Here is a 10,585-nt window from a genome sequence, read left to right as displayed (position 1 = left end):
GTCGCTGCGGCCGCCCTCGCCGCGCTGGGGCTGCGGTGCGCCGCGGCGTGGCGGGACGGGCTGCGCTGGCGCGCGGTCCTCGCCGCGGCGTTCCGGTCGGTGCCGGGGCAGCCGCTCGCCCCCGTACTGCTGGCCGGGTCCACGGCCGCCGCCGCGGTCCTGCTGACCATGTCCCCCGTCCTGCTGCTGGTCGTCCTCGGCCCGCTCGTGCTCGCAGCGACCGCCACCGACGCCTGGCGCCCGCTGCACCCGTGCACCCGCTGAAGCCTCCGGAAATGGTTCGCCAGACGGCTCGGCGCTCTGCTTGGCTCGCCCCATGAGTGATCTTCGAATCCGCCATGCCACCCCCTCGGACGTCGACACCGTGCTCGCCTTCTGGCGCGAGGCCGCGGAAGGAACGAGCATCAGCGACGACCGGGACGGGGTGGCCCGGCTGATCGCCCGGGACGCCGAGTCGCTGCTGCTGGCCGAGCGGGACGGGACGCTCGCCGGGACCGTCATAGCGGGCTTCGACGGCTGGCGCTGCCATCTGTACCGGCTCGCCGTCCACCCCGCCCACCGCCGCCGGGGCGTGGCGACCGCGCTGCTGGACGCGGCCGAGGAGCGGTTCGCGGCGCTGGGCGGGCGGCGCGGGGACGCCATGGTGCTCGACGAGAACGCGCTCGCCCACCACGCGTGGAGCGCGGCCGGGTACGCCCGGGAGCCGCAGTGGAGCCGCTGGGTGAAGCCGCTGACGCCCTGACGCGGGCCTTTGCCCCGGCGCGGGCCTTTGCCGCGCCCTTACGATGAGAGTGCGCGGCGTCTCCCGCCGCGCGCTCCTCCGGGCCCTGCCGGATCATGGGACGGAGGTGAACCGATGACCGAAGTCCTCCTCCTGGTCGTGGCGCTCCTGCTGGCGCTCGCATGCGGCGCCTTCGTGGCGGCGGAGTTCTCGCTGACCACGGTCGAGCGCAGCGAGCTGGAGCAGGCGGTGGAGCGCGGCGAGCGCGGTGCGGCGAGCGCGCTGAAGGCCGTGCGCGGGCTGACGTACCAGCTCTCCGGCGCGCAGCTCGGCATCACCGTCACCAATCTGGTCGTGGGCATGCTCGCCGAGCCGTCCATCGCCGCGCTGCTGGGCGGGCCGCTCACCGCGCTCGGGGTGCCCCGCTCCGCGTCCCACTCGGTGGCCCTCGTGATCGGCACCGCCCTGTCGACGGTGGTGATGATGGTGGTCGGCGAGCTGGTCCCCAAGAACTGGGCGATCTCCCGTCCGCTGCCGGTCGCGCGGGCCGTCGCCACTCCGCAGCGCGTCTTCAGCGCGGCCTTCCGCCCGCTGATCGGCCACCTCAACAACACCGCCAACCACCTGGTGCGCCGGATGGGCCTGGAGCCCACCGAGGAGCTGGCGTCGACGCGCGGCCCGCAGGAGCTGATCGCGCTGGCCCGGCACTCCGCGAAGGAGGGCTCGCTGGAGGAGGACACCGCGGAGCTGTTCGTCCGCACCCTCAATCTGGGCGGGCTGACCGCGCAGAACGTGATGACGCCCCGGGTGCAGGTGATCGCGCTGGACGTACGGGCCACCGCCGAGGACGTGGCCAACGCGACCCGCGCCACCGGCCTGTCCCGCTTCCCCGTCCACCGCGACAGCCTGGACGCGGTGGCCGGCATCGTCCACATCAAGGACGTCCTCGCGATCCCCGCCGAGGCGCGGCCGCGCCATCCGGTGTCCGAGCTGATGCACGAGGCCCTGCTGGTCCCCGAGTCGCTCACCGTGGACCGGCTGCTGGACCGGCTCTCGGTCAGGCGCAGCATGGCCGTGGTCATCGACGAGTACGGCGGCACGGCCGGGGTCGTCACCCTGGAGGACATCGTCGAGGAGGTGGTCGGCGAGGTACGCGACGAGCACGATCCGCACGAGACCCCGGGCCTGGTCCCGGCGGGCGAGGACGCCGAGGGCCGGGCGGTGTACGACGCGGAGGGCGCCGCCCGGGTCGATCAGCTGGAGGCGATCGGGCTGCGAGTGCCCCCGGGGCCGTACGAGACGCTGGCCGGGCTGATCGCGGCCGAGCTGGGCCGCATCCCGGTCGTGGGCGACACGGTCCGGTCGGAGGGCTGGCGGATGGAGGTGGTGAACGCGGCGGGCCACCGCGCCGCCCGGGTACGGCTGCACGCCCCGCTCCCCCATGACCACGGCCTGGGCCACTGGCGGGACCACGGTCGGGGCCGGGACCGGGGCCGGGACGACGGCGGGGCGGGCCCATGATCGCCGTCCAACTGCTGATCGGCCTGCTGACGCTGGTCGCGAACGCCTTCTTCGTGGGCGCCGAGTTCGCCCTGATCTCGGTGCGGCGCAGCCAGATCGAACCGTACGCCGAGCGGGGCGACCGCCGGGCGCGGGCCGTGCTGTGGGGGCTCGAACACGTCTCCGCGCTGCTGGCCGCGGCCCAGCTCGGCATCACGCTGTGCACGCTGGTGCTGGGTGCCGTCGCGGAACCGGCCATCGCGCATCTGCTGGAGCCGCTGTTCCACGCGGCCGGGCTGTCGCTCGGACTGGTCCATCCCGTCTCGTTCGTGATCGCGCTGAGCCTGGCGACGTATCTGCACATGCTGGTCGGCGAGATGGTGCCGAAGAACGTGGCGCTGGCCGAGCCGGTGCGCTCCGCGCTGCTGCTCGGGCCGTCGCTGGTGGGGCTCGCGCGGGCGCTGCGCCCGGTCATCTTCGCGATCAACGCGTTCGCCAACGGTCTGCTGAAGCTGATGCGGGTCCAGCCCCGGGGCGAGGTGGCGGCGACCTTCTCGGATGACGAACTGGCGCGCATGGTCGCGGACTCCAGCGAGGCCGGGCTGCTGGACGACCGCGGTGCCGAGCGGCTGCGGGACGCGCTGGAGCTGGGCCGGCGGCCGGTGCGGGACGTGGTGCTGCCGATGGACCGGGTGGTCTCGGCGCGGAGCGGGGTGACCCCCGAGGAGCTGGAGCGGATGTCGGCCGAAACGGGCTTCTCCCGCTTCCCCGTGATCGACGACTCCGGGCGGATCCTGGGCTATCTGCACGTGAAGGACGCGCTGGACGCACATCCGCGCGACGTTCCGTTCCGCCCCGATCAGCTGCGGCCGGTCGCCCGGGTGCGGTCGCAGACGCCGCTGGACGACGTGCTCACCGCGATGCGCGACAGCGGCACCCATCTCGCGCCCGTCATCGACGCGGAGGGGCGATTGGAGGGCCTGGTCACGATGGAGGACGTGCTGCGCCTGCTGGTGACGTGACGAGCGCGACGAGCGCAATGACATGACGCACGTGACGAGGCGGTGTGACGGGGAGCGGCTGACCCGGGCCGTCACTGGTCCCGTCTGGACTCATGGGCGATGATGCACGCCTGCCAGTGCGCCAGCGCCTCCTCCCGTCCGCCGCCGCCCTCCTCGGCCACGGCCAGCAGCGCGTCGGCGGCCATCGCGGCGAGCCGGACGGCGACCCGGCACACATCGCGCGTCTCCAGCGGCTCCAGCAGGGCCGCCGCACCCTCACCGTCGTCGGCGAGGGCGGCGGCGACGATCGCCATCGTCGTACGGTCGCATTCAAAGGCATCCACGCGGACCAGACTGCCCTACTCCGCTCCGTCCGGAACCCTGCTCCGTCCAACCGAGCGACCCGTTTGCATCCGCGCGCCGCCCCGGCCGGAGATTCCCGGCCATCCGCCGCAAGGGCTCAGGGGCGGCGGCCGGGGCGCGCGCCCGCCGGGTCGTAGCGGAAGACGACGTATTCGACGTGCCCGATCACCTTGGTGCGGTCCGTCCGCCGGTACAGCTCGGGCGGCCGGAAGATGTTGTCGTCGTAGATGTCCGCGCCGGGTTCGAGGTTCCAGCTCGCCGTCGTGCCGTTCCGGGCTCCGCCCTCGAAATAGATGTGGGTCATCGCCATGCGGCTCATGATGCGCGCGCCACGGCCTCCGCGCAGCCCGCGTGCACCGGATAAGATCGTCCGAGCCATGCAGACGAACACCACCTATACAAGCTTTGTCGCGGTCGGCGACTCCTTCACCGAGGGCATGTCCGACGCCCTCCCCGACGGCGGCTACCGCGGCTGGGCGGATCTGCTCGCCGCCCGGCTGGCGGCCCGCACCCCCGGCTTCCGGTACGCCAATCTCGCGGTGCGCGGGAAGCTGATCGGCCAGATCGTGGACGAGCAGACGGGCCCGGCCGCCGCGATGGGCGCGGACCTGGTGACGCTGGTCGGCGGCGGGAACGACGTCCTGCGGCCGAAATGCGACATCGGACGGGTGTGCGGCCTCCTGGAGGAGGCGGCCGAGCGGCTCGCGCCCAGCTGCAAGCAGCTGGTGCTGATGCGCAGCCCGGGGCGGCGCGGTCCGGTGATGGAGCGGTTCCACCCGCGGATGGACCGGCTGTTCTCCTTCGTGGACGAGCTGGCCGCGCGGCATGACGCGATCGTCGTGGACCTGTACGCCTCCGAGGCGGTCGGCGACCCCCGGATGTGGGCGGACGACCGGCTCCATCTGAACGCCGAGGGGCACCGCCGGGTCGCCGAGGCCGTCTGGCAGGCGCTGGGCCACGAGCCGGAGGAGGACTGGGACGCTCCGCTGCCGCCCGCGGTCCGCCCGGGCTGGCTGGCCCGCCGCACCTCGGACGCGCGCTTCGCCCGCGAGCACCTGGGCCCGTGGATCGCCCGCCGGGTGACGGGCCGTTCCTCGGGCGACGGCCGGGCGCCGAAGCGGGGCGAACTCCTGCCGTACGAGGGCTGACCGGGGCAGACCGGTGGGCACCGGTCTGGCCTGGGGATACGCCCAGTAGACTCTGTGCACGTGACTGGTAAGCCGCGCATTCCGAACGTCCTGGCCGGCCGCTACGCCTCCGCGGAGCTGGCCGTCCTGTGGTCCCCCGAGTACAAGGTGACGCTGGAGCGGCGGCTGTGGCTCGCCGTCCTGCGTGCCCAGAAGGACCTGGGCATCGAGGTGCCGGACACCGCCCTCGCCGACTACGAACGGGTCCTGGAGGACGTCGACCTCGCCTCGATCGCCGAGCGCGAGAAGGTCACCCGGCACGATGTGAAGGCCCGCATCGAGGAGTTCAACGCCCTCGCCGGTCATGAGCACGTGCACAAGGGCATGACCTCCCGCGACCTCACCGAGAACGTCGAGCAGCTCCAGACCAGGCTCTCCCTGGAACTGGTGCGGGACCGTACGGTCGCCGTGCTGGCCCGGCTCGGCAAGCTGGCCGCCGACCACGCCGAGCTGGTGATGGCGGGCCGCTCGCACAACGTCGCCGCGCAGGCCACCACGCTCGGCAAGCGCTTCGCGACCGCGGCGGACGAGCTGCTGGTCGCCTACGGGCGCGTGGAGGAGCTGCTCGGCCGGTACCCGCTGCGCGGCATCAAGGGCCCGGTCGGCACCGCGCAGGACATGCTGGACCTGCTCGGCGGGGACGCGCAGAAGCTGGCCGAGCTGGAGCGGCGGATCGCCGGTCACCTGGGCTTCGCGCAGGCGTTCACCTCGGTCGGCCAGGTCTACCCGCGCTCACTGGACTACGAGGTCGTCACCGCCCTGGTGCAGCTGGCCGCGGCCCCGTCCTCGCTGGCCAAGACGATCCGGCTGATGGCCGGGCACGAGCTGGTGACCGAGGGCTTCAAGCCGGGCCAGGTCGGTTCGTCCGCGATGCCGCACAAGATGAACACCCGCTCCTGCGAGCGCGTCAACGGCCTCGCCGTGATCCTGCGCGGCTACGCCTCGATGACCGGCGAGCTGGCGGGCGACCAGTGGAACGAGGGCGATGTGTCCTGCTCGGTGGTGCGCCGGGTCGCGCTGCCGGACGCGTTCTTCGCCTTCGACGGACTGCTGGAGACCTTCCTGACCGTGCTCGACGAGTTCGGCGCCTTCCCCGCCGTCGTCGCCCGCGAGCTGGACCGCTACCTGCCCTTCCTCGCCACCACCAAGGTGCTGATGGGCGCCGTACGGGCCGGGGTGGGCCGCGAGATCGCCCATGAGGCGATCAAGGAGCACGCGGTCGCCGCCGCCCTCGCGATGCGCGAGCAGGGCGCCGAGCGCAACGAGCTGCTCGACTCTCTCGCCGCGGATGAGCGGATTCCGCTGGACCGGGCGGAGCTGGAGGCGCTGATGGCGGACAAGCTGTCCTTCACGGGCGCCGCCGCCGACCAGGTCGGCACGGTGGTCGGCCGGATCGAGGAGATCATCAAGCAGCACCCCGAGGCGGCGGCGTACGCACCGGCGTCGATCCTCTGACGCCGTGCCCCCGACGCCCGAGGAACTGGAGGCCGCCCGCGACCGCATCGTGCCCGATGTGGTCGGGGACGGTCTGCGGGTCCTCTTCTGCGGCATCAACCCCGGGCTGATGACCGCCGCCACCGGCCACCACTTCGCCCGCCCCGGCAACCGGTTCTGGCCCGTGCTGCACGCCTCGGGGTTCACCCCGAGACTGCTGCACCCCTCCGAGCAGGGGGAGCTGCCGTCCTACGGCCTGGGCATCACCAATGTGGTCGCCCGGGCCAGCGCCCGTGCCGACGAGCTGACCGACGAGGAGTACCGGGAGGGCGGCCGGATCCTGGAGGAGAAGGTCCGCCGCCTGCGGCCGCGCTGGCTCGCGGTGGCGGGCGTCACCGCCTACCGGATCGCGTTCGGCGACAAACGGGCGAAGATCGGACCGCAGGAACGGACCATCGGCGACACCCGGATATGGGCCCTGCCCAACCCCAGCGGGCTCAACGCGCACTGGACGAAGGCGGCGATGGCGGAGGAGTACGCCCGGCTGCGCGCCGCCGCCGAGGCGCACGCGGACGCGGACGCGGGAGACCAGGGCACCGCCTGAACGTCAGCCGACGCCCGACTCCCCTATCGCCACCAGCAGCTGGAACGGCAGCTCGCGGTCGCCCTGCCCCACCCCGAGCCCGACCCAGCGCCCGTCCACGCGCCAGACGTACAGCTCGGGTACGTAGCCGCACAGGTCGTCGAGCGGCGGCGGAACCGGCTCCCCCATCGCCGACCGCTCCAGGACGTCCGCGAGGTCGAGGACCCGAGGGGCGCCCCACCGTAAGGTCAGCACCTGGACGAGGACGCCCAGCTCGGCCTCGAACTCCTCCAGCACCTCCTCCACCCGGGTCAGGTCCGCGTCCCAGAAGTCCTCGCTCACCCGGAGGTCGGCGACGTGGAACCCCGGGCCGCGGCGCTGCGCGGGGAAGTCCCGGGCCCGGAGCGCCTCGATCGTGGCCAGGTGGTCCGCCGTACTGGTCATGCCATCAGTAAACAGCCCGGGACCGACATCTGGCCGCCCGTCAGGTGCCCGGACGGGCACGGGTTCGCAGGTGGCTCGCCGTGCCCGCCCCCAGCAGATACGATCCGGCACACACGCAGTGGGAGGGGGACCGACGTGGGGCGGCTGACCGGCGGGGATCCGTCCCTGCTGCGGCGCATCAACTCCGCCGTGGTGCTCCAGGCGCTGCGCGCCGCCACCGCTTCCGCTCCGCCGGACGCCGCCTCCGCGTCCCTCACCGACCTCACCCTGGCCACCGGCCTGTCCCGGCCCACGGTCGAGGGCGTGGTCGACGGGCTGATCGACAGCGGGCTCGCGGCCGAGGTGCCCGCCGAGGAGGGCGGCGTCCGCCGCCAGGGCCGCCCCGCGCGCCGCTTCCGCTTCCGCGCCGAGGCCGGGCATCTGCTGGGCATAGAGATAGGGGCGCACCGGGTCGCCGCCCTGCTGTCGGACCTGGACGGACGTGCGCTCGGCTCGACGGTGCGCGAGGTGTCCGAGAAGGCACCCGCGGACGAGCGGCTGGAGCGGGTGCGGGCCGCCGTGGCGGAGCTGCTCCGGCACGCCGGGGTCGAACGCCACTCGCTGCGGGCGGTCGGCGTGGGCAGCCCCGGCATCGTGGAGGCCGACGGCACCGTCCATCTGTGCACCGCCCTGCCGGGCTGGACGGGCCTGCCGCTCGGCGAGCGGCTGCGGCGCTCCTTCCGGTGCCCGGTGCTGGTGGAGAACGACGCGAACACCGCGGCCGTGGCCGAGCACTGGAAGGGCGCCGCGGTCGGCTCGGACGACGTCGTCTTCGTACTGGCGGGACTGAGCCCGGGCGCCGGGTCGCTGATCGGCGGGCGGCTGCACCGCGGCTACGGCGGCGCGGCCGGGGAGATCGGCGCGCTGCACCTGCTGGGCCGCGAGGCCAGCCCGGAACAGGTGCTCTCCACCACCGGCGAACCGCTGAACCCGCTGGACGAGGCGCAGGTCGTACGGGTCTTCGCGCTAGCCCGGGACGGCGACGCCCGGGCGCGCGCGGCCGTGGACCGCTTCATCCGGCGGCTGGTGCACGACACGGCGGCCCTGGTGCTGGCGCTCGATCCCGAGGTGGTCGTGGTGGGCGGCTGGGCCACGGATCTTGACGGCATGCTGGACCCGCTCCGCGACGAACTGGCCCGTTACTGCCTGCGCCCGCCGCAGGTCGCCCAGTCGCTGCTGGGCGAGGCCGCGGTGACGACGGGCGCGCTGCGGCTGGCGCTGGACCATGTGGAGGCGGAGCTGTTCGCGGTGGACAGCACGGTCACCGCGCGCCGCGCCCGTCGCTGAGCGCCTTCCGCACGCGACTGCCGCTGAGCCCCTTTCGGCACGCGACCGGGCTGAGACCCTTTCGGCCGCCCGCCGGATCAGCCCGCCAGCAGCTCCACGCCGTTCGCGTCGCCGTTCGCGTCGCCGAAGGTGAGGCGGCAGGTGTCGGCGCGGTACGTGGCCACGGCGACCGCCGCGGTGCGGTTCTCCGCCACATAGCGGGTGGTCACCACGAGGACGGGGGCGCCGGGCAGCCGGTCCAGCTCCTTGGCGTCGTCCGCCCGGGCCGACCCCAGCTCAACCGACTGCTCCCGCCCCTCCAGCTTCAGCCGGCCCAGCTCGCGCAGCACGGCACGCGCGCGGGCCAGTCCGCTGGGGGTGTCGATGGCGGCGAGGCCGGGAACTGAGGCGGCCGGTACGTACAGCAGCTCGGCGGCGAGCGGCTGGCCCTGGCTCACCCGGGTGCGCCGCACCTGGTGCACGGGGGCGTCGGGGTCGGTGTCGAGGAGCCGCACGACCGCGGCGGGCGGCACCGCCTCGACGCTGTCGACGCACGACCAGGTGTCGTCGCCCGCCTCCGTCCAGGTGTGGGTGTAGTCCCCGACGGCCACGCCGACGCGCGGCGGCGCGACGGTGGTGCCGACACCGCGGCGGCGCTGGAGCCTGCCCTCCAGTTCCAGCTGTTCGAGGGCCTGCCGGAGGGTGGCGCGGGCGACGCCGAAACGGGCGGCCAGCTCACGCTCGTTGGGCAGGATCTCCCCGACCGCGAACTCCGAGTCGAGCGCGTCGCTGAGCACGGTCTTCAGATGCCAGTACTTCGGCTCCGGCACCGTGTCGAGCTGTGTGGTCCCCACCCTGATCTCCCCCTGTTATGCGAGCTGACTCAGCGAGCTGACTTATGCGAGCTTATTTATTAAAGATTGTTGCAGTATCAATGCGACCATAGGGCGGGGCACATACTTGGTCAAGACCAATGCCCGATCAGCTATCGTCATGATCATTCCATCGGGGACGGTAACGGGGCGGGAGCTGAGGTAATGGACCAGGTCACGGTCGTGACGGGCGGAAGCCGGGGCATCGGTGCGGCGGTGGCGGTGCGGCTGGCCCGCGCCGGGCACAGCGTCGCCATCGGCTACGAGCGGGCCCGGGAAGCCGCCGAGCGGTGCGCGGAGCTGGTGCGCGCGGAGGGGGTGCGGGCCGCCGTCGTCCAGGCCGACACGAGCTCCGAGGAGCAGGTCGAGGCGATGTTCGACACGGTGCGCGCCGACCTGGGCCCGATCAGCGGGCTGGTCAACAACGCCGGGATCACCGGGCCGTTGGGCCGCTTCACCGAAACCTCGCCCGAGGTGATGCGGCGGGTCGTGGACGTCAACGTGACGGGCGCCCTGCTGTGCGCACGGCGCGCGGCGCGCGAGATGTCCACCCGGCACGGCGGCCGCGGCGGCGCCATCGTCAACGTCTCCTCCGGTGCGGCGACGACCGGCAGCCCCGGGGAGTACGTGCACTACGCGGCCAGCAAGGCTGCCGTGGACGCGATGACGGTGGGCCTGTCGAAGGAGCTGGCCGCCGAGGGGATCCGGGTCAACTCGGTCCAGCCGGGCATGACGCTGACCGACATCCACGCGCAGATGGGCGACCCGGAGCGGCCGTGGCGGAATGCGGAGCGGGTGCCGATGGGGCGGCCGGGCGAGCCGGAGGAGATCGCGGGCGCGGTGGCGTGGTTGCTCTCCCCGGAGGCGTCGTACACGACGGGAGCCGTGCTCCGGGTGGCGGGCGGGCTGTAGTCGGGCCGCAGCCGTAGTCGGGCCGCAGCCGTAGCTGGGTAGCCCAGGAAGAGCCTGCTGTTTACTGTGCGTTCGGGAATGAGGCATCTCGCACCGATAGCAACAGACCGGCACAGCTGTTCTACGAGCAACGGGAGGCTCCACCATGGCGACGGAATCCGGCAGAAGGATCGGGCGGCGCGCGGTGCTCCAGGGGTCAGCCGCCGCGTCCGCGGCGCTGGCGCTGCCCGCCGCGGCGTCGGGGGTGGCGTCGGCGGCGCCCG

General features: G+C 73.4%; 12 protein-coding genes and 1 pseudogene. 9 read left to right on the top strand and 4 right to left on the bottom strand.

The genetic code is table 11. The annotated features are described in order from the left end of the window. From EEJ42_RS51440 to EEJ42_RS38925, 4 genes and pseudogenes are all read left to right on the top strand, one after another. Positions 1 to 264 (top strand): annotated as a pseudogene (locus tag EEJ42_RS51440) (hypothetical protein); the annotation flags it as partial. A 52-nt stretch (positions 265 to 316) separates the two neighbouring features. Next, positions 317 to 742 carry a GNAT family N-acetyltransferase gene (locus tag EEJ42_RS38935; protein ID WP_123106880.1) on the top strand — a complete coding sequence of 142 codons (426 nt, stop codon included), beginning with the start codon at positions 317 to 319 and terminating at the stop codon, positions 740 to 742. Between the two features lie 114 nt (positions 743 to 856). After that, complete coding sequence (locus tag EEJ42_RS38930) at positions 857 to 2,242, top strand: hemolysin family protein (protein ID WP_123106879.1); 1,386 nt, start codon at positions 857 to 859, stop codon at positions 2,240 to 2,242. Beyond that, positions 2,239 to 3,243, top strand: coding sequence for a hemolysin family protein (locus EEJ42_RS38925; protein ID WP_123106878.1), 1,005 nt, complete (start codon positions 2,239 to 2,241; stop codon positions 3,241 to 3,243). Before EEJ42_RS38930 ends, EEJ42_RS38925 begins: the two co-directional genes overlap by 4 nt. A 71-nt stretch (positions 3,244 to 3,314) precedes the next feature. On the opposite strand, the gene EEJ42_RS38920 is transcribed toward EEJ42_RS38925, so the two are convergent. Both EEJ42_RS38920 and EEJ42_RS38915 read right to left on the bottom strand, forming a co-directional pair. After that, a complete protein-coding gene (locus EEJ42_RS38920) occupies positions 3,315 to 3,536 on the bottom strand; it encodes a hypothetical protein (RefSeq protein ID WP_039936516.1) in 222 nt (73 codons plus the stop codon). 146 nt (positions 3,537 to 3,682) lie between these two features. Then, complete coding sequence (locus tag EEJ42_RS38915; protein WP_246097644.1) at positions 3,683 to 3,895, bottom strand: hypothetical protein; 213 nt, start codon at positions 3,893 to 3,895, stop codon at positions 3,683 to 3,685. A gap of 67 nt (positions 3,896 to 3,962) precedes the next feature. Between EEJ42_RS38915 and EEJ42_RS38910 the strand changes: the two genes are divergently transcribed. Genes EEJ42_RS38910 through mug form a run of 3 tightly spaced genes read left to right on the top strand, consistent with a single transcriptional unit; the run spans position 3,963 to position 6,810 of the window. Next, on the top strand, positions 3,963 to 4,733 hold the full coding sequence (locus EEJ42_RS38910) for an SGNH/GDSL hydrolase family protein (RefSeq protein ID WP_123106877.1): 771 nt from the start codon (positions 3,963 to 3,965) through the stop codon (positions 4,731 to 4,733). A gap of 60 nt (positions 4,734 to 4,793) precedes the next feature. After that, the gene (gene purB / locus EEJ42_RS38905) at positions 4,794 to 6,227 is read left to right on the top strand and encodes an adenylosuccinate lyase (RefSeq protein WP_123106881.1); all 1,434 of its coding nucleotides are present in this window, start codon (positions 4,794 to 4,796) and stop codon (positions 6,225 to 6,227) included. Between the two features lie 4 nt (positions 6,228 to 6,231). Beyond that, the gene (gene mug, locus EEJ42_RS38900; RefSeq protein ID WP_123106876.1) at positions 6,232 to 6,810 is read left to right on the top strand and encodes a G/U mismatch-specific DNA glycosylase; all 579 of its coding nucleotides are present in this window, start codon (positions 6,232 to 6,234) and stop codon (positions 6,808 to 6,810) included. A 3-nt stretch (positions 6,811 to 6,813) separates the two neighbouring features. Here the strand turns inward: mug and EEJ42_RS38895 are convergent, their stop codons facing one another. Beyond that, on the bottom strand, positions 6,814 to 7,233 hold the full coding sequence (locus tag EEJ42_RS38895; protein ID WP_123106875.1) for a hypothetical protein: 420 nt from the start codon (positions 7,231 to 7,233) through the stop codon (positions 6,814 to 6,816). Positions 7,234 to 7,368: 135 nt separating this feature from the next. Here EEJ42_RS38895 and EEJ42_RS38890 point away from each other — a divergent pair, with 135 nt between their 5' ends. Next, complete coding sequence (locus tag EEJ42_RS38890; protein ID WP_123106874.1) at positions 7,369 to 8,559, top strand: ROK family protein; 1,191 nt, start codon at positions 7,369 to 7,371, stop codon at positions 8,557 to 8,559. A 77-nt stretch (positions 8,560 to 8,636) separates the two neighbouring features. Here EEJ42_RS38890 and EEJ42_RS38885 read toward each other — a convergent pair whose 3' ends face one another. Beyond that, complete coding sequence (locus tag EEJ42_RS38885; protein ID WP_123106873.1) at positions 8,637 to 9,392, bottom strand: GntR family transcriptional regulator; 756 nt, start codon at positions 9,390 to 9,392, stop codon at positions 8,637 to 8,639. A 183-nt stretch (positions 9,393 to 9,575) separates the two neighbouring features. Between EEJ42_RS38885 and EEJ42_RS38880 the strand changes: the two genes are divergently transcribed. Next, entirely contained in the window at positions 9,576 to 10,322 is a 747-nt protein-coding gene (locus tag EEJ42_RS38880) for an SDR family oxidoreductase (protein WP_123106872.1), read from the top strand. The last annotated feature ends 263 nt before the right edge of the window (positions 10,323 to 10,585 follow it).

Origin of the sequence: Streptomyces botrytidirepellens (assembly GCF_003721215.1) — a bacterium.
Lineage (GTDB): Bacteria > Actinomycetota > Actinomycetes > Streptomycetales > Streptomycetaceae > Streptomyces > Streptomyces himastatinicus.
The sequence above is the reverse complement of the archived record's forward strand: the minus strand, read 5'-3'. Positions and strand labels throughout refer to the sequence as shown.

Coding starts and splice junctions, on each gene's coding strand:
- EEJ42_RS38910 (WP_123106877.1), top strand. CDS start 3,963: ATGCAGACGAACACCACCTATACAAGCTTTGTCGCGGTCGGCGACTCC.
- EEJ42_RS38880 (WP_123106872.1), top strand. CDS start 9,576: ATGGACCAGGTCACGGTCGTGACGGGCGGAAGCCGGGGCATCGGTGCG.
- EEJ42_RS38930 (WP_123106879.1), top strand. CDS start 857: ATGACCGAAGTCCTCCTCCTGGTCGTGGCGCTCCTGCTGGCGCTCGCA.
- EEJ42_RS38915 (WP_246097644.1), bottom strand. CDS start 3,895: ATGGCGATGACCCACATCTATTTCGAGGGCGGAGCCCGGAACGGCACG.
- EEJ42_RS38895 (WP_123106875.1), bottom strand. CDS start 7,233: ATGACCAGTACGGCGGACCACCTGGCCACGATCGAGGCGCTCCGGGCC.
- EEJ42_RS38935 (WP_123106880.1), top strand. CDS start 317: ATGAGTGATCTTCGAATCCGCCATGCCACCCCCTCGGACGTCGACACC.
- EEJ42_RS38925 (WP_123106878.1), top strand. CDS start 2,239: ATGATCGCCGTCCAACTGCTGATCGGCCTGCTGACGCTGGTCGCGAAC.
- EEJ42_RS38920 (WP_039936516.1), bottom strand. CDS start 3,536: ATGGCGATCGTCGCCGCCGCCCTCGCCGACGACGGTGAGGGTGCGGCG.